Consider the following 18,053-nt stretch of genomic DNA (forward strand, 5'->3'; position numbering starts at 1 on the left):
TGGGCGGGAGCCGGGGTCAGTCGCTGCCGAACAGATCGCGCGTGTAGACCTTGTCCCGCACGTCGGCGAGGGTCTCGGTCATGCGGTTGCTGATGATGACATCCGCCTCGCGCTTGAAGGTGTCGAGGTCGTTGACGATGGGCGAACGGAAGAACTCAGGCTCGCTCAGTCCGGGCTCGTAAATGATGACGTGCACGCCCTTGGCTTTCAGGCGTTTCATGATGCCCTGGATGCTCGACGAGCGGAAATTGTCGGAGCCGGCCTTCATGATCAGGCGGTACACGCCCACGGTCTTGGGGTGCTTGCGCAGGATGCTCTCGGCGATGAAGTCCTTGCGCGTGGTGTTCGACTGCACGATCGCCTGGATCAGGTTCTGCGGCACTTCCCGGTAGTTGGCCAGCATCTGCTTGGTGTCCTTGGGCAGGCAGTAGCCTCCGTAGCCGAACGACGGGTTGTTGTAGTGGTCGCCGATGCGGGGATCGAGCCCGACGCCTTCGATGATCTGGCGCGAGTCCAGGTTGTGCGTGGCCGCGTAGGTGTCGAGCTCGTTGAAATAGGCCACCCGCATTGCCAGGTAGGTGTTCGAGAAAAGCTTGACGGCCTCGGCTTCGGTGGAATCCACGAACAGGACCTTGACGTCCTTCTTGCGCGCCCCTTGTTGGAGCAGGCCGGCAAACACCTCGGCCCGCGCCGAACGCTCACCGACGATGATGCGGGAGGGGTAGAGGTTGTCGTGCAGCGCCTTGCCTTCGCGCAGGAACTCGGGCGAGAACATCAGGTTGTGGCAACCCATTTCGGCGCTGATGCGCGCCGTGTAGCCCACCGGCACCGTGGACTTGATCACCATCACGGCGTCTGGGTTGATGCGCATCACGTCACGGATGACCGCCTCGACCGAACCGGTGTTGAAGTAATTGGTCTCGGCGTCGTAGTCGGTCGGCGTCGCGATGATGACGAAGTCGGTGCCGACATAGGCCTCGTGCTTGTCCAGCGTGGCCCGCAGGTTCAGTGGCTGGTGCGCCAGGAAGTCCTCGATTTCGGCGTCGGCGATCGGACTCTGCCGGACGTTGATCATCCGGACTTTTTCCGGGAGGATGTCCAGCGCCACCACCTCGTGGTTCTGCGCGAGCAGAACCGCGTTTGAAAGTCCCACGTACCCGGTGCCTGCGACCGCGATTTTCATAAACGAATCCCTGATTCACCGCAGCGCAATGGGCGGTGAGGAAAGTGTGTTGCATCGGCATGAGCAGCGCTGACGCTCCGTGCCATCACCGCCACGTGCCGAACATGGGGAAGGTTGGATGCGCCAGGACGGCCCGACGGAGCAAAAAAACACCCCGTGCTGCGATGACGACACGGGGCTGGGGCGGGCCGCTCCAGTGCTACAAACCGGCTAATTTTGCCACAACGCCACCCGTCGCCCGGCCGGGTCGGCGCCCCGACGCCCTTGCCGCGACGGCCCGCAACTCAGTTCAACAAACCGAGCGCGAACGGCAGACTCAGCATGCCCAGCAGCGTGGAGAGCGTGACCAGCCCGGCCACGTAGGGGCCGTTGTAGCCCATGCGCGCGGCCAGCACGTAGCAGCTCGATGCGGTGGGCACGGCCGAAAACATGAGCAGCACGGTGGTTTGCGTGGGGTCCAGCCGGAACAGCCGGGCCAGGCCGAAGGCCAGCAGCGGCATGCCCAGGTGTTTCGCCGCCAGTACCCCGGCGCCCAGCGTCTTGGCCGACGCCAGGCTGCCGAACTGCATGCCGGCGCCCGCGGCCATGAGGCCCAGTGCGAGCGAGGCCTGGCCGATGCGGTTGACGGTGGGTTCCAGCCAGACCGGCATGGAAAAGCCCAGCAGGTTGGCGACGAGGCCACTGGCGGTGCCGATGATCAGCGGGTTGCGCAGCAGCTCGCGGGCAAAGCCTTTGCCCGCGTGGTGGGCCATGGGCCAGACGGCGCCCACGTTGAACAGGGGCACGCACACGCCGATGAGCACCGCGATCATGAGCAGGCCGGGCGGCCCGGCCAGTTTCTCGGCCAGCGCCAGCGCGATGAAGGAGTTGAAACGGAACCCGACCTGGGCGCTGGCCGCGTGCAGGCGCACGTCGATCCGTTGGCCGAGCCAGGGCCAGTGCGGCAGCGAATAGGCCAGCGCGATGCCGCCCACCCCCAGCGCCAGACCGGCACCCATGAGGCTGGACGCGGCCGAGAGATCGAGCGGGCTTTTCACGATGGAGTGAAACAGCAGCACCGGGAACAGGAAGAAATAGACCAGGCTTTCCACCTGTTCCCACACTTTGCGGTTGAGTGCGGTGAAGCGGCAGACCAGGTAGCCACAGAGGATGAGCGAGAAGTCGGGGAAGAGGAGTTGGGCGAAGTTCACCGGGGGAGCATAGCGTTTGAGCGGAAGAAGTCCGGGGGTTTGTACTTATGTAATCTCCCCATGGTCAGGGGACTTTTCGTTGTCTACAGTGAGGGCCTGAACCGGGCGGTGCCGTTTGTTGTCACTGGCTCGGGTATCGGAAGCCCAAAAAAAGCGTGGGAAGCATGACCTGCGCCGTCCAATCGGTTCCCCGTTCTGTTCCATCCACTTGAGGAGTACGCGTTATGGTTTGTCGTCGTCAGCTGTTGTCCATGGGCTTGGTTGCCGCTTCTGTAACGGTGGCGGGGGGCGCCTGGGCCCAGGCATTTCCTGGCAAGCCGATCCGGCTGCAGGTGCCATTTGCCGCCGGAGGGACCACCGACATCATCGCCCGGGTCATGTCCGAGCCGCTGGGCAAGGCGCTGGGGCAGAGCGTGATCGTGGAGAACAAGGCCGGTGGCGGTGGCGTGATCGGTGCCAGCGAGCTTGCGCGCGCGGTGCCCGATGGTCACATCCTGGGCATGGCCACGGTGTCGACCACCGCCGCCAACCCCGCCATCAATCCCAAGATCCCCTACAACACGCTCACCGACTTCACGCCCATCATCAATATCGCGGCCACGCCCAACGTGATCGCGGTGCACCCCAGTTTTCCTGCCAAGGACTACAAGACCTTTCTGGCCGAGCTCAAGAAGAACCCGGGCAAATACAGCTACGCCAGCTCGGGCACGGGTGGCATCGGGCATCTGCAGACCGAGTTGTTCAAGAACCTGGCGGGTGTGTTCATGACGCACATTCCCTACCGGGGGGCGGGCCCAGCGCTCAACGACACCGTGGGTGGGCAGGTCGCGATCATTTTCGACAACCTGCCGTCGGCACTGCCTCACATCAAGGCCGGCCGCCTGATCCCGCTGGTGGTGGCCGCGCCCCAACGGGTGGCCTCGCTGCCGGACGTCCCCACCTTCAAGGAAGTGGGCCTGGAGCCGGTGAATCGCATGGCCTATTACGGCATCATCGCTCCCAAGGGCCTGCCCAAGGACGTGGTTGACAAAATCTACAACGCCACCAAGCAGGCGCTGACCGACCCAGCGGTGAAAAAGCGCATTGAAGACACGGGTTCGCTGATCGTGGCCAACACGCCCGATCAGTTTGCCGCTCAGATCAAGGCCGAGTTCGAGGTCTACAAGGACGTGGTGACCAAACAGAAGCTCAAGCTCGATTGATGGACCTCGCCCTGGTGGCCAGCAGCGAGGCGAGCGTCGGGGCCTTTGTCGACGCCCTCTGGCTCGAAGAAGGTCTCTCGCGCAACACGCTCGACGCCTACCGGCGCGACCTCACGCTCTACGGCCAGTGGCTGGCCGGACACGGCAAGGCCCTGCCGCAGACCGCGGAGGCCGACATCAACGCCTATTTCGCCGCGCGCCACGCCCAGACCCGCGCCACCACCGCGAACCGGCGGCTCACCGTGTTCAAGCGCTACTTCCGTTGGGCGTTGCGCGAGCGCCTCATCAGCGCCGACCCCACGCTGCGCCTGGTGGCCGCGCGCCAGCCCATGCGGGTGCCCAAGACCCTGTCGGAGGCCCAGGTGGAGGCCCTGCTCAACGCGCCCGACACCGGCACCCCGCTGGGCCAGCGCGACCGTGCCATGCTGGAGCTGATGTACGCCAGCGGCCTGCGCGTGAGCGAGCTGGTGCAGCTCAAGACCTTTCACGTGGGCCACAACGAACACGTGCTGCGCATCACCGGCAAGGGCAACAAGGAGCGCCTGGTGCCGTTCGGCCAGATCGCCGGCCAGTGGCTGCAGCGCTATCTGGCGCAGGGGCGCAAGGAGATCCTGGGCGGGCAACAGAGCGAAGACCTGTTCGTGACCTCGCGCGGCACCCGCGCGGGCGAGGCCATGAGCCGGGTGATGTTCTGGAACCTGGTGAAGCGCTACGCCCAGCAGGCCGGCATCACCACGCCGCTCTCGCCCCACACCCTGCGCCACGCCTTCGCCACCCACCTGCTCAACCACGGCGCCGACCTGCGCGCGGTGCAGATGCTGCTGGGCCACGCCGACATTTCCACCACCACGATCTACACCCACGTGGCGCGCGAACGCCTCAAGAGCATCGTGGCCCAGCACCACCCGCGGGGCTGAGCGGCGCCGGGCGTCACATCAGGAAATCCAGCCAGTTGGCGATCGGCGCGATGCGGCGCATGCGGGAGATGGCCTCGTCGTCGGCGCCGTCGGTCAGGGCGTCGAGCCCGCCGGCATCGGCCGTGCCCACGATCGCGCGGGACTGCGCCATGCGGGCCTGCATGTCCTGGATCATGGTCTTCGCGAGAAACGCGTTGTTGCGGCAGACCACGATCAGTTCGGAATTCAGGTTGGCCGAGCGCGGGTCCATGTTGTAGGTGCCGACCACCACGGTGTGGTCGTCGAACACCGCGCGTTTGGCGTGCACGCCCCAGCGTCGGGAGGCCGAGGGCCGCAGCCCGCTGGCGAGCGGGTTGCCCTGGTAAGCCCAGACCTCCAGGTTGGGCATCTTCAGCGCGTCCAGCGAATGGGCCAGGCTGGCGACGGTGTAGTAGGCGTCGGTGGAATGCAGGCTGTTGGTCAGGAACTGCAGCTTGACGCCCCGCTGCACCACGCCGCGCAGCAGCGCCATGCCGTCGTCGCGCAGCACCAGGTAGGGGCTCTCCACCATGATCTGCTGGCGCGCCTCCTGGACCAGCCGGGCAATTTCCAGATAGACCTTGCGCCGCTCGACGCCGGAGCCCGGGTAGTCGGTGACGAAGTGGATGTCGTTGCAGGTGGACATCTGGTGCTGGGGCTGGTGTTGCCGGAGCTCGGCGGCCAGGGCTTCTTCCTGTGGCGACGCGCCGCCCAGCAGGCCTTGCCCCGTGCCCGGGGTGGCGTCCGGCGTCACGTCCTCGGGCCGGGCCACCCAGTCCGAGCGCCAGTACAGCTCGAAGCTGTCGGCGATCGCCCCCACGATGGGCCCGTGGATGAGCATGTCGCTGTCGAGGAAGTTGTAGGCCTCCGAGAGGTCGAAGTAGTCGTTGGCGATGTTTCGCCCGCCAATGATCGCCTTCTGGCGGTCCACCACCAGCAGCTTGCGGTGGGTGCGGTGGTTCGACGCGAAGAACCGGGCCATGCCCGCGGTGTTGTAGTACCGCACCTCCACGCCCGCGGCCTTCAGGGTCTCGGCGTACTGCGGCGCCAGTTTGAAGATGGGCAGCGCGAAGTCCACCAGAATGCGCACCCGCACGCCCTGCTGCGCCTTGCGCGCCAGCGCCTGCGTGACCAGCCGGCTGGCGGTGTCGATCTCGTAGATGAAGAACTCGAGTTCGATGGATTCCCGGGCTTCCTCGATCATCCGCATGCGCGCGGCGAGCGAGTCGAACCCCACGTCGAGCAGGGCCACCGGGTGGGGCTCGCGCGAACGCGCGTCGATGGCTTCGTGCGTGGGGGCTTTGCCCAGCCACTGCCGTTCACTGGCTTCCTGAATGCCCAGGAAGGCGAGGTAGAGCACGGTGGGCAGACCCACGATCAGCCCCAGCAACCCGAACCCGGCCCATTTCAGAATCCGCCGCAAGGTCCATGTGGTCGTGCGCATCCGTCGTCCCTGTTCCATGTCGAGTTCGTGAATGGGGCGAAGTATCGCACCCGGGACCACGGCCGCAGGGCGGCCGCCCGCGCAGACGCTGAGGCTTGGCGCCGGGCGCCTACAGCGGTTTCACCACGAAGCCGATCACCAGGCCTTCGTCCGCGACCGTGATGCTGCCCGGGCGCAGGCCCAGCACGTCGGCCATGGCCAGGTCTTGGGGGCGCAGCTGGTGCAGCACCACTTCCTGCAGCGACTGCTCGGCCAGGGTGGGGCCGTAGGTGTTGAGCATGTCCACCACGCCCGGTTGCAGGCTGGGAAAACGCAGGCGGTAAAAGCGCAGCTGGTGGGCGCGGATCGTGCGGTCGCTGGCCTCGTAGCGCAGCGCGAAATCGACCTCGAAGGTGCCCCGGTGGCTGCGGTTCAGGGCCGGGCCGGCGGCGTCCACCGTCATCTCGGCGCCCAGGCGATTCTGCGCGGACAGCAGGCGCAGGCGCGGCGTGCGCAGGTCCAGGTTCAGCAGGCCGGGTATCGGGTAACGCAAGGGAAAACGCTGCGCCACCGCGCTCTGCAATTGATCGGGCGACACCGTGTAGCGGGGCGCGGTCGGGGGTTGCGGTTCGGCGTCGGCTGGCGCGGCCCAGGCCCGCGGGCTCAGTGCCCCGCAAAGGACGGTGGGCAGAAAAAATCGGCGGCGCATCCGTGCTCTCCTTCAGTGGCTCTGCCGCCGCACCCGCGGGGCCGGGGCAGCGCTCATTGCGGGCAGGCCCGGAACGCCGCCAGTTGCTCGGCCTGTTCGCTGAAGGCCTGCAGCGCGGGATGGCGCTCGGGCGACACCACACCGGGCAACACGTGTTGGGTGAAGGCCCAGGCCACGGCCACGCTCACACCCGCCTGGCTGATCTGCTGTGGCGCCAGCGGCGGCGGGGCGCTTTCCACGGCCTGCTCCAGCAACCCATAGGCCGACAGCAACTGACCCTGCACCCGGTCCAGCCAGGGCTGGTGCTGTTTTTCGGCCGGCCGCAGCCGCTGCTCGTAGACGATCTGCACCGACTTCTCGCACGCGGCCAGCGCAAGCCCCGTCAGGCGCAGGACTTCGCGGCGCGCGGCCAGATCGTTCGGCATCAGGCTGCGGCCACCGAGCGATTCGACGTATTCCAGGATCAGCGACGAGTCCATCAGCACCGAGCCGTCGTCGCACACCAGGGTGGGCGCTTTCACCACCGGGTTGATGGCCCGGAACTGCTCAAAGGTGCTGAACACGGACAGGGGCTGGTGTTCGAACGGCAGCTCCAGCAGGTGCAGGGAAATGGCGACGCGGCGCACGTAGGGGGAGTCCAGCATTCCGATGAGTTGCATGGCGTGTCTTTGTATGTGGGGGAGGTCCGGGGCGGTGTGTCCGACTATTTGTAGAACACCTCGACCTTGCCCTTGAGCCGGATCATCAGCGGCTGGCCCTTGCGGTCCAGCGTCTTGCCGGCGGGCACTTTGACCCAGCCTTCGCTGATGCAGTACTCGGCGACATCAAAGCGCTCCTGGTCGTTGAAGCGGATGCCGATGTCGTGCTGGAACACGGCCGCCACGTGGTGCGGGCTGCGCGGGTCGATGGACAGGTGGTCGGGCAGGGGTGGTTGGGTGGGGGCTTGGGGTTCGTTCATGGGGCTATTTTCGACCACTTCCCAACCAAGCGTATGGGTAGAACGTTTCCCGTCTTTCATGGCACCGGAGCGCGATCCGCAACGCGTGAAACGGTCCAGCCCAGGGCACCGCCGGGCCGGCTTTGCCGGACGGCCAGTGCCGCCCCCTTTGAGGGGGTCGCGCGCAGCGCGGCGGGGGTGTTGTCCTTCAAGGGGCCTGAGGGCAGCCGCCCTCGGGTGTGCTGTCCAGATGGGGCATCAGCAGCGGGCCCATGGAGCGCAGGATCTGCACCGGCAGGCCCGAGGTGAATCGGTATTGGGCGGCGTTGGGCCCCACCACGTAGGCGGTCACGGTGCCGAAGTGCCGCGGCCCCAGGTAGAACACGAAGGTGGCGGTGCGGTTCAGGGCGGTGGTGCTGCGCCCGCGTACCACCACGCGGTTGTCGCCGGTGCCGGTCTTGCCGCCGGGCGACAGGTCTTCCCCGGAGTCCGTGCGGAAGCTGCCCGCCAGGCGCCGGGCGGTGCCCCGTTCCACCACCTCGGAGAGCGCGCGCCGCAGCGCCTGGGCCACCTCGGGCGCCATCACCCGCTCGCCCTGGGCCTGCGTCTGCTTCAGCGCGGTTTCCCAGGGCGTGCCTTCGGCCAAGCGCAGGTCCGACAGGCGGTGCGTGGGCAGGCGCACGCCGTTGTTGACGATGATGCCCATCAGCTCCGCCAGCGCGGCGGGCCGGTCGCCCGAGCTGCCCAGGGCCGTGGCCAGCGAGGGCACCAGGTGGCTGAAGGGGTAGCCCAGGCGGGTCCAGCGGCGGTGGATGTCCAGAAAGGCCTCCACCTCCAGCATGGTGTAGATGCGGGAGTCCTGCGCATCCTTGGCGCGCGTTCGGAACAGCCAGCGGTAGACCGCCTGGCGCTCGGCGGCGCTGGCGGCGATCGCGTCGCCGAGGGTGGCCTGGGGGTGCTGCACCCGGTAGGCCACCAGCCAGAGTTCCAGCGGGTGGACGCGGGCCACGTAGCCGCGGTCGGGCAGGTCGAAGGCCTCGGGCGCGTAGCGCTGGTGCAGCTTTGCCACCCGGCGCGCGTCGGGCGCCCGCTCGCCCAGGCGCGTCGCCAGGTAGGCGCCCAGGGCCTCGGGCGGTGCCTGTGGATTCAGGTAACGGAACACGGCGGCCAGCCGGTCGGCGCTGGGGCGCAGTCCGTCGAGCAGCACGGCCTGCAGCTCGTCGGGGGTGCGCTGGTCGGTCTTGCGCCAGAAGCGGCGCAGGAAGGTCTGGCCCTCGCGGTCGGCGAACAGCGCCAGGTAGGCCTCCCGGCGGGGGTCGCTGTCGTCCTCCAGCAGGCGGGCGGTGCTGCCGGGCACCTGGTACATGGTGTGGCGCACCACCTCGCGCAGCAGCCGCACGAAGGGCAGGTTGATGGAGGCCTGCATGGCCTCGCGCACGGAAAACTCGCGGGGGTCGTCGTCGTCGTTGAAGTTGTGGAAGCTGTGCAGGCCACCGCCGGTGAAGAACTGTTCACCCGGGTTGGCCGAGAAACGCCGGTCCATGGATGCGTCGAGCATGGCGCTCAGGCTGCGGTCGCTGCTGGCGGACAGGTACTGGACCGCCCAGCGCGAGAGGCTGTCCTGGCGGCTGATCGGGGTGGCCTTCAGTTGCGCCGGCTCCAGCGGCGCGAGCTTGTCGTGCAACTGGGCCACCAGCTCCAGGTAGGTCGCCAGCACGCGCAGCTTGGCGGTGGAACCCAGCTCCAGCTTGCTGCCTTCGTTGATGTCCAGGGGCTGGCGGGTGGTGTCGGTCTGTACCCGGATCATGTTGCCCTGGTCGGTGCTCTCCAGCAGCGTGAAGCTGTAGCGGACCGCGCCCAACGTGGCGGGCTGCAGCAGGCGCTCGCCGATGAGCTCCTGCGAGCGGGCGAACGCGGGGTCGGTCAAACGGGCCAGGTAGTCGTCGACCGTGTCCTGCAGCTTGCCGTTGAGCGTGGTGCCCACGCGCGCGTCCAGCCGGTCCAGCTCGTACAGGGAGGTGCCCAGCATGCTGGCCAGACGGACCCGCAGGACGGCGCTGCCCTTGTCCGGGTGGGGCGGCGGCAGCGGCGGGCTGCTCGCCATGTTGCGAAACCGCAGCTTCTGCTGCAGGGCGGCGTCGCGCCAGGCGGGCTCGATGATGCCCTGCGCGGCCAGCAGGCGCAGGTGGGCGTCGGTCGCCTGGTTCAGGTCTTCGCGCCCCTGGGCCAGGTACCACGACGGCCGGCGGTGCGCGATCAGCAGGGCCACCACCTGGCGCAACACCTGGGCCCGTGCCGTCGGCTGCTCCACCGGGCCGGGAGTGGGCTGCAGCAGGGTGCGGACCTGCTCCAGGTCGGTGCCGAACCACACCCACAGACCGTCGCCCAGACCGTGCACCTCGCCGTGGCGCGGCGCGGCCGACAGCGGCACCGTGTTCAGGTAGTCCAGCACCAGCTGGTGACGCGCGGCCAGGGTGTCTTCGCCGGCCCGGTAGGCGCGCACCGCGGCCGAGGCCATCTGCCGCAGTTTTTCGCGCGCGTCGTGCGTGATGCCGTCGGGCGAGTGGCGGTATTTCTCGATCTGCGTGGCCAGCGTGCTGCCGCCCTGGGTGTCGATGTCGTCGTTGATCTTGTTGCCCAGTTGCCCGAGCACCGCGCGGGTGAAGCGCGGCCAGTCGACCGCCGGGTTCAGGTGCGGGCGCTCGGGGTCGAGCAGATCGCGGTTTTCGATGAACAGCAGCGCCTGGACCACCAGCGGCGGCACGCTCTCAAAGTGCTCGAAGCGCCGGTAGGGGTAGCGGAAGCGGTGCAGCGCGGTGCGTCCGCAGTCCAGCACCGTCAGGCCGGTGTGGGTTTTCTCCACATAGGGGGCGAACAGGCCGCGTTCCAGGTGGGCCTGCAAGGCATCGTTCTGGCGGGCCTGCTCGGTGACCTCGAACCCATGCGACTGGAGGCTGGCCACGAAGGCCGGGATGCGGGTGTAGCCCATCCGCTGGTCAAACGGGCCGTGGGTGGGAAAGCGGATGGCCTCGGCCGGGCCGGGGGCCATTTCATACCCCAGCGCGGCGGCGTAGCGGCTCAGCTTTTTGGCCTGCAGGTCGGAAGTCTGCGCCTCATGCCACACGAAGAGGACCGACGCTCCGCACAGCAGCACCAGGGTCAGGGCCGCCGCGCGGCGCGGGTGGCGGCGCAAAACCGCCCAGCGCCGCTGATCGGGCGTGTTGCCGATCGACGCGGTGGGAGAAGCCTCGCTGATGCGCTCTTCAGACATGAAGAAATCCAGATGCGACCGTGCACCATGGTATGGGCATTCGAGCGTTTTTGTGTGTCATCGTTGTGTTGTTGCCCACCGATGGCCGGGTGATGCTGGACAGGCGCGCCCAAACCGCCCGGACAGGCCACCCTCCCGGCCCTGGTGGCGTACCGGGGCAAGTATCGAAAGCGCGGCGGGTGCCGGTCTGTGCGGTAGCGCACTTGTGCCCCTGCGCGGTCCGGGCCTCCCCAGGTTTTGCCAGAATCGGCCCATGAAACAACGCTTTTCATCGAACAGCACGGCACCCGAACACTGGCGTTGCGACGTGGGCAGCGGCTCGGTCGCGGTGATCGACGTTCCCGACGCGCTGGACCGGCGCCGCGTGTTCGACGTGGACGTCACCCTGATCGTGCGCGTGCCCGCCGGCTTTGACGGGCCCTGGCACGAACTCACGGTGGAGATCGACGGCAAACGCCAGTGGTCGCGCCGCATCCCCAGCGCCAGCCCCGGCTTCACCGACGGCCTGGACTACCACCGCCGCATCCCGCTGGAGGCGGGCCGGGCACTGCGTGTGCGCGCCGTGGCCGGGGTGCACGGCGCCAGCGTTCAGCAGCTGTGCATCGAGGTCCGGGAAGAAACCTGAGCGCGGCTTCGGGCGCTCCGCTTTTCAGTCCTCCAGCACCCGCACCTTCACACTCTTGCCCTTGATGCGGCCATCGTTGAGCCGGCGGGCGGCCTGCTGGGCGATGTCTCGGTCCACCGCGACGTAGGTGGACCAGTCGTTGACGTTGATCTTGCCGACCTGTTCGCGGGTGTAGCCGAGGTCGGCGGTGAGCGCGCCCAGTACGTCGCCGGGGCGGATCTTTTCCTTGCGCCCACCCTGGATGTGCAGCGTCACCATGGGTGGCACCAGGGGGCCTTTGCCGGTGGGGGTGAGCTCGGCGATTTCGTGCCACTCGGATTCGCGGCCCTGCAGCTGCTCGATGCGGCCCACATAACCCATCTCGTCCATGCTGGCCAGGTTCAGCGCCAGGCCGCTTTCGCCGGCGCGTCCGGTGCGGCCGATGCGGTGGATGTGCACCTCGGGGTCGGGCGTCACGTCCACGTTGATCACGGCGGCCAGGCTGGCGATGTCGAGCCCGCGCGCGGCCACGTCGGTGGCCACCAGCACCGAGCAGCTCTTGTTGGCGAAGCGCACCAGCACCTGGTCGCGCTCGCGCTGCTCCAGTTCACCGAACAGCGCCAGTGCGCTGAAGCCCTGCGCCTGCAGCACGCCCACGAGGTCGCGGCACTGGGCCTTGGTGTTGCAGAACGCCAGCGTGCTGGCCGGGCGGAAGTGCAGCAGCAGCTGGCTCACCGCGTGCAGGCGCTCGCTGTCTTTCACCTGGTACCAGCGCTGTTCGATCTGGCCACCGGCGTGCTGCGCTTCAACCTTCACCGTGACCGGCTCGCGCATGAACTGCGCGGCGAGCTTGGCAATGCCTTCCGGGTAAGTGGCGGAAAACAGCAGGGTCTGGCGCTCCTTCGGGCACTGGCGCGCCACCTTCACGATGTCGTCGAAGAAGCCCATGTCGAGCATGCGATCGGCTTCGTCGAGCACCAGGGTGTTGAGCGCATCGAGCTGCAGGCTCTGGCGCTCCAGGTGGTCCATGAGGCGGCCGGGTGTGCCGACCACGATGTGGGCGCCGTGTTCCAGCGTGGCGAGCTGGCCGCGCAGCGGCACGCCGCCACACAGCGTGACGACCTTGATGTTGTCCTCGGCGCGCGCCAGTCGGCGGATTTCGGTGGTCACCTGGTCGGCCAGCTCGCGCGTGGGGCAGAGCACCAGCGTCTGCACCGCGAAGCGGCGCGGGTTCAGGTTGGCCAGCAGGGTGAGGGCGAAGGCGGCGGTCTTGCCGCTGCCGGTCTTGGCCTGGGCAATGATGTCCTTGCCCAGCAGGGCGGGCGGCAGGCTGGCGGCCTGGATGGGCGTCATGGCCAGGTAGCCGAGCTGCTGCAGGTTGGCCAGCGTGGCGGGCGAGAGGGGCAGCGTGCTGAAATCGCCGGTGGGCGAGGCGGCGGAAGGGGTCGGGGCGGAATGGGTCATCCCCGATTATCGGCACGCGCCCGGTTTCAGCGGGCGACCGGGGTTGCCGCCGGTGGATTCAGGCCGTGAGCGTGAAGTAGAAGGTGGCGCCCTGGTTGGGCGCGGCCACCGCCCAGACCCGGCCGCCGTGGCGCATCACGATGCGCTGCACGATGGTCAGGCCGATGCCGGTGCCGGCGTATTCCTGCTCCCGGTGCAGGCGCTGGAACGGGCCGAACAGGCGGGTGGCGTGGACCATGTCGAAGCCGCAGCCGTTGTCCCGCACGAAAAAGACCGTTTCGCCGTTCCGGGTTTCCGAGCCGACGTCGATCCGGGTGACTTCGCACCGGGCGGTGAATTTCCAGGCGTTGCGCAGCAGGTTGTCGACCACGCTGCGCACCAGTGCGAGGTCGGCCATGGCCGTGAGGCCCGGGGCCACGCGGACCTGGGCCACCCGGTCGGGCTCCGCGCGCATGAGCTGGTCGGCGATGTCGCTGGCGATCTCGCTGATGGGGACCACGCCCAACTGCAGGGGCGCCTGGGTCAGGCGGGACATGTTCAGCAGGGCGTCGATCAGCGCACCCATGCGCTGGCCCGCGGCCGAGATGCGCTCGACCAACGCCAGGGTGTCCTCGCCCAGATCCGCGGGGTGCTGCAGCATCAGTTCCTTGCTGAAGCCCACGATGGCCCGGATGGGCGCGCGCAGATCGTGCGCCACCGAGTAGCTGAAGGCCTCCAGCTCCTTGATGCTCAGGTTCAGTTCGGCGGTGCGTTCGGTGACCAGTTTTTCCAGCCCGTCGTTGAGCATCTTGAGCCGGATTTCGCTGTGTTTGCGGTCCGAGACGTCCTGCACCACGCCGGTGAAGCGCTGGCTGGGCCAGCGCGCGGCTTCGACCCGGAGCCAGCGCGCCCCGTTGCCCTGGGTGAGCACGCGGAACTCTTCGCTGAACTGTTTCAGGTCGTTCAGGTTTTCGGTCAACCGGGCTTCGATGGCGGCGCGGTCGCTCGCGTCCACCCGCGACAGCAGTTCCTGGACCGACAGGGTCTGTTGCCCGGGCCAGCCCAGCAGGTCGGCCGTGCGGGCCGAGGCGGTGATGGTGCAGGTGGTGGTGTCGAGCTCGATCACGCCCATGCTGGCGGCGTCCAGGGCATGCTGCAGCAACCGCTGGTTGTGCGTGAGCTCGGTTTCCAGTTTGTGGCGTTCAAAAGCCATCTGGATGGTGGCGTGCAGCTCGCGCTCGGAAAAGGGTTTGAGCAGGTAGCCGTACGGCCGGGTCTTGCGCGCGCGCTCCAGGGTCGAGTCTTCCGAATACGCGGTCAGGTAGATGACGGGGATCGCATGCGTTTCCTGCAGCCGGGCCGCCACCTCGATGCCGTCCATGTCGCCCTGGATGTGGATGTCCATCAACACCAGGTCGGGCATCAGCCGAGACACCATTTCCATGCTCTCGGGGCCCGAGACCGCCACGGCGGGCACGTCGTAGCCCATCTGCTCCAGGCGTTGCTGCAGGTTGAAGGCGACGATGCTTTCGTCTTCGACCACAAGGATGCGTGCTGCTTTGTTCATGGTTTTCGCGCCAGTGGAAATCGCAGGGTGAAACGGGTGGGGGCTTCGCGTTGCACCTGCAGGGTGCCGTGCAACTGCCGGGTCAGCAAATTCACCAGCTGCAGGCCCAGAGAGCCCGGGCGTTCGAGGCTTTGCTCGGATGCGAAGCCGACGCCGTCGTCGCCGATGGACAGCTCGACATTGCCCTCTGCATCCTGGAGCAGCCCCACCTGCACGGTGCCGCGGCGACGGTCCGGGAAGCCGTGTTTTAGGGCGTTGCTGACCAGTTCGTTGACGATCAGGCCACAGGGGATGGCTTCGTTGATCGGCAGCTTGACGTGGTTGGCGTCGATCTGGACGTCGACCTGGCCCGGCGAGGTGCCGTAGGACTCCATCATCGTGGGCAGCAGCTCGCCCAGGAACTGCTGGAAATCGACCTGCGCAAAGTCGTGCGACTGGTACAGCGTCTGGTGGATCATTGACATGGAGCGGATCCGGTTCTGGCTGTCGCGCAGCATGCCCACCACCTGGGGGTCGTCGATCTTCAGCGCCTGCAGGTCGAGCAGGCTGTGGATCACCTGCAGGTTGTTCTTCACGCGGTGATGCACCTCTTCGAGCAGCAGCTCTTTTTCCTGCAATGCGGCGTGCACGAGTTTCTCGCTCTCCTTGCGCTCGCTCAGGTCCAGGATCACAGACAGCACCATCGGCCCCTCGCCGGTCTCGACCGGGTTGATGCCGATCTCGACCGGGAATTCGCTACCGTCCTTGCGCAGGCCCGCGAGGTCGCGCCCGGCGCCCATGGGCCGCGCCACCGTCTCGGCCACGAAACCTTGGCGGTAGCCCGGGTGGGCATGGCGGTAGCGCACCGGCACCAGAATCTCCACCGCCTGGCCCAGCAGCTCCTCGCTCGCGTAGCCAAAGGTGGTTTCGGCCAGGCGGTTCAGGCGCGTGATCAGACCCTGCTGGTTGACCACCACCATCGCCACCGGGATGCGGTCAAACGCCTGGCCCAGGTACTCGTCGAGTCGTATTTGCTTGTGAGGCATTGGCAAATACTAAGCGGTTTGTCACCAGATGTATGTGATCTATTGCGGTTTGGGCGCACCGTGGGCGGGGTCAGGCGCCCAGCAGATAGTCCAGTTCCTGCTGGCTGAAGCCCGCCGCGAGGCGCGCCGCGTCGTTGAACGGGGGCCGCAGGCGCGGGGCTTCGTGCCGGCGCGCGAGCACCCGGTAGTGGGCCAGCGGGTCCAGCCCCTGCTGCGCGCACAACCAGGCGTACCAGCGGTTGCCGATGGCCACGTGGCCGATCTCGTCGCGCAGGATCACGTCCAGGATCTCGATGGTGCACAGCGCGGCCGGGGTGTTGACCTTGCGCAGCCGGGCCTGGATCAGCGGCGTGGCGTCGAGCCCGCGCGCTTCGAGCGTGCGCGGCACCAGCGCCATGCGCGCGGTGATGTCGTGCTGCGTCTTCACGCACATCTCCCACAGGCCGTCGTGCGCGGGGAAGTCACCGTAGTCGTGGCCCAGGCTTTGCAGGTGGCTGCGCAGCAGGCCGAAGTGGGTGGCTTCTTCGGCCGCCACCCGCAGCCAGTCGCGGTAGAAGTCCACCGGCATGCCGGCAAAACGCCAGACCGCGTCGAGCGCGAGATTGATGGCGTTGAACTCGATGTGCGCGATGGCGTGCAGCAGCGCGGCCATGCCCTCCGGGGTGAAGGGTGAGCGCTGTGGCACGTCGGCGGGGGCGATGAGCGGGGGCCGCGCCGGGCGGCCGGGCAGGGGGATGTCGGGGGCCGCGCTCAGCTCGGCGGCCGGCTCCAGCCAGTGCAAGCCGTCGTCCCCGGGCGGCATCTCGCGCAGGGCGTCCAGCAGGCGGTGCGCCGCCTGCGCCTTGGTGGTCGGGTCGGTGATGCCCAGCGCCTGCAGCGCCTGAGCCCGAAGGCTGGGGCGGGGCATGGGTGGCGTGGGACGGTCGGCGCGGGCTTGCATCCCTACAATTCTAGGTTTCGCGTCGGCGCCAGCCGCCGGCCACCGACCCCGAACCCCAGGAGACTTCCCCGATGGCGATCTACGAACTCGATGGTGCCGCGCCGCGCCTGGCCGCGTCGGCCTGGGTGGCCGACAACGCCCAGGTCATGGGCGATGTGGAGCTCGGCGAAGACTGCAGCGTGTGGTTCGGCGTGACTGTGCGCGGCGACACCGACACGATCCGCATCGGGCGCGGCAGCAACATCCAGGACGGCAGTGTGCTGCACGCCGACATGGGCCTGCCGCTGACCGTTGGCGAACACGTGACGGTGGGCCACCAGGTCATGCTGCACGGCTGCACCATCGGCGACGAGTCGCTGATCGGCATTGGCGCCATCGTGCTCAACGGCGCGAAGATCGGCAAGAACTGCCTGGTGGGTGCGGGCGCGCTGGTGACCGAGGGCAAGGAATTCCCCGACGGCTCCATGATCATCGGCAGCCCGGCCAAGGCGGTGCGCCAGCTCACGCCCGAGCAGATCGAAGGCCTGCGCCAGAGTGCGAAACATTACGTGGCGAACGCGCAGCGCTTCCGGAACGGCTTGAAAAAAGTCGCCTGATCCCGATCTGCCAGCGTTGACCGAACCGAAAGAACCCCTTGTCCGAACTCCACAAATTCATGTTTGAAGGCCTGCCGGTGCGCGGCATGCTGGTGCGCCTGACCGACGCCTGGACCGACATCCTGCACCGGCGGGAGCAAGCCGGCGGCTATCCGGCGGCGGTGCAGGAACTGCTGGGCGAGATGACGGCGGCGGCCACGCTGATGCAGGCCAACATCAAGTTCAACGGCGCGCTGATCATGCAGATCATGGGCGACGGCCCGGTGAAACTCGCCGTGACCGAGGTGCAGCCCGACCTGAGCCTGCGCGCCACCGCCACCGTGGTGGGCGAGGTGGCGGCCGATGCGCCGCTGTCGCACATGGTCAACGTGAACAACGCGGGCCGCTGCGCGATCACGCTGGACCCGAAAGACCGCCTGCCCGGCCAGCAGCCCTACCAGGGCGTGGTGCCGCTGTTTGGCGACCGGCGCGAAAAGCTGGAGAAGCTCAGCGAAGTGATCGAGCACTACATGCTGCAAAGTGAGCAGCTCGACACGCGCCTGGTGCTCGCCGCCAACGACAAGGTGGCCGCGGGCCTCCTGATCCAGCGCCTGCCGCTGCAGGGCGAGGCCAACCTGGCCGGTGCGGGCGCGGTGGCCAAGGACGAAGACCAGATCGGCTTGAACGAGGACTACAACCGCATCGCCATCCTGGCGGCCAGCCTCAAGCGCGAGGAACTGCTGGAGCTGGACGCCGAAACCATCCTGCGGCGCCTGTTCTGGGAAGAGGACGTGCGCCGCTTCGACCCGCTGGTGGGCGACGAAGGGCCGCGCTTTGCCTGCACCTGCTCGCGCGAGCGCGTGGGCAACATGCTGCGCAGCCTGGGGCGCGACGAGATCGAATCCATCATCGCCGAGCAGGGCCAGGTGGAGGTGGGCTGCGACTTCTGCGGCGCGCAGTACCGGTTCGATCCGGTGGACGCTGCGCAGGTCTTTCTGCAGCCGCACACGCAGCCGCCCGCCACGCCCAATCTCCAGTGAGCGGCGGGC

16 protein-coding genes are annotated in these 18,053 nt (G+C 67.7%); 5 read left to right on the top strand and 11 right to left on the bottom strand.

The window, feature by feature from the left end; all coding sequences use genetic code 11:
* Positions 1-16: 16 nt before the first annotated feature.
* Positions 17-1,183 carry a nucleotide sugar dehydrogenase gene (locus AC07YZ_RS07340; protein ID WP_494794282.1) on the bottom strand — a complete coding sequence of 389 codons (1,167 nt, stop codon included), beginning with the start codon at positions 1,181-1,183 and terminating at the stop codon, positions 17-19.
* A 284-nt stretch (positions 1,184-1,467) separates the two neighbouring features.
* Positions 1,468-2,373: an AEC family transporter gene (locus AC07YZ_RS07345; RefSeq protein WP_226493819.1), complete on the bottom strand. Its 906-nt coding sequence runs from the start codon at positions 2,371-2,373 to the stop codon at positions 1,468-1,470.
* A 224-nt stretch (positions 2,374-2,597) separates the two neighbouring features.
* On the opposite strand from AC07YZ_RS07345, the gene AC07YZ_RS07350 reads away from it, so the two are divergent.
* Positions 2,598-3,575, top strand: coding sequence for a tripartite tricarboxylate transporter substrate binding protein BugE (locus AC07YZ_RS07350; protein WP_226493818.1), 978 nt, complete (start codon positions 2,598-2,600; stop codon positions 3,573-3,575).
* Positions 3,575-4,492: a site-specific tyrosine recombinase XerD gene (gene xerD / locus AC07YZ_RS07355; protein ID WP_226493817.1), complete on the top strand. Its 918-nt coding sequence runs from the start codon at positions 3,575-3,577 to the stop codon at positions 4,490-4,492. Before AC07YZ_RS07350 ends, xerD begins: the two co-directional genes overlap by 1 nt.
* 13 nt (positions 4,493-4,505) lie before the next feature.
* Here xerD and AC07YZ_RS07360 read toward each other — a convergent pair whose 3' ends face one another.
* From AC07YZ_RS07360 to AC07YZ_RS07380, 5 genes are all read right to left on the bottom strand, one after another.
* Positions 4,506-5,954: a phospholipase D-like domain-containing protein gene (locus tag AC07YZ_RS07360; protein ID WP_226493816.1), complete on the bottom strand. Its 1,449-nt coding sequence runs from the start codon at positions 5,952-5,954 to the stop codon at positions 4,506-4,508.
* 109 nt (positions 5,955-6,063) lie between these two features.
* On the bottom strand, positions 6,064-6,642 hold the full coding sequence (locus AC07YZ_RS07365) for a DUF1439 domain-containing protein (protein WP_494794283.1): 579 nt from the start codon (positions 6,640-6,642) through the stop codon (positions 6,064-6,066).
* A 53-nt stretch (positions 6,643-6,695) separates the two neighbouring features.
* A complete protein-coding gene (locus tag AC07YZ_RS07370; protein ID WP_226493814.1) occupies positions 6,696-7,301 on the bottom strand; it encodes a glutathione S-transferase in 606 nt (201 codons plus the stop codon).
* A 44-nt stretch (positions 7,302-7,345) separates the two neighbouring features.
* On the bottom strand, positions 7,346-7,600 hold the full coding sequence (locus AC07YZ_RS07375; RefSeq protein WP_494794284.1) for a DUF3297 family protein: 255 nt from the start codon (positions 7,598-7,600) through the stop codon (positions 7,346-7,348).
* 187 nt (positions 7,601-7,787) lie between these two features.
* Complete coding sequence (locus tag AC07YZ_RS07380; protein ID WP_494794285.1) at positions 7,788-10,850, bottom strand: transglycosylase domain-containing protein; 3,063 nt, start codon at positions 10,848-10,850, stop codon at positions 7,788-7,790.
* Positions 10,851-11,103: 253 nt separating this feature from the next.
* Between AC07YZ_RS07380 and AC07YZ_RS07385 the strand changes: the two genes are divergently transcribed.
* Positions 11,104-11,475, top strand: a complete 372-nt coding sequence (locus tag AC07YZ_RS07385) for a hypothetical protein (protein WP_494794286.1) — start codon at positions 11,104-11,106, stop codon at positions 11,473-11,475.
* A gap of 24 nt (positions 11,476-11,499) precedes the next feature.
* Here the strand turns inward: AC07YZ_RS07385 and dbpA are convergent, their stop codons facing one another.
* The 4 genes from dbpA to AC07YZ_RS07405 form a co-directional block, all read right to left on the bottom strand.
* Positions 11,500-12,918 (bottom strand): ATP-dependent RNA helicase DbpA, encoded by a 1,419-nt coding sequence (dbpA, locus tag AC07YZ_RS07390; RefSeq protein ID WP_494794287.1) that lies wholly within the window; start codon positions 12,916-12,918, stop codon positions 11,500-11,502.
* A gap of 58 nt (positions 12,919-12,976) precedes the next feature.
* On the bottom strand, positions 12,977-14,464 hold the full coding sequence (locus tag AC07YZ_RS07395; RefSeq protein ID WP_226493809.1) for a sensor histidine kinase: 1,488 nt from the start codon (positions 14,462-14,464) through the stop codon (positions 12,977-12,979).
* Complete coding sequence (locus AC07YZ_RS07400) at positions 14,461-15,489, bottom strand: sensor histidine kinase (RefSeq protein ID WP_226493808.1); 1,029 nt, start codon at positions 15,487-15,489, stop codon at positions 14,461-14,463. Before AC07YZ_RS07400 ends, AC07YZ_RS07395 begins: the two co-directional genes overlap by 4 nt.
* Positions 15,490-15,559: 70 nt before the next feature.
* Complete coding sequence (locus AC07YZ_RS07405) at positions 15,560-16,429, bottom strand: ferritin-like domain-containing protein (RefSeq protein WP_494794288.1); 870 nt, start codon at positions 16,427-16,429, stop codon at positions 15,560-15,562.
* 71 nt (positions 16,430-16,500) lie between these two features.
* On the opposite strand from AC07YZ_RS07405, the gene AC07YZ_RS07410 reads away from it, so the two are divergent.
* On the top strand, positions 16,501-17,025 hold the full coding sequence (locus AC07YZ_RS07410) for a gamma carbonic anhydrase family protein (RefSeq protein WP_226493806.1): 525 nt from the start codon (positions 16,501-16,503) through the stop codon (positions 17,023-17,025).
* A 38-nt stretch (positions 17,026-17,063) separates the two neighbouring features.
* Positions 17,064-18,044, top strand: coding sequence for an Hsp33 family molecular chaperone HslO (hslO, locus tag AC07YZ_RS07415; protein WP_226493805.1), 981 nt, complete (start codon positions 17,064-17,066; stop codon positions 18,042-18,044).
* The last annotated feature ends 9 nt before the right edge of the window (positions 18,045-18,053 follow it).

This window comes from Hydrogenophaga sp. GW101-3F08, assembly GCF_059424585.1.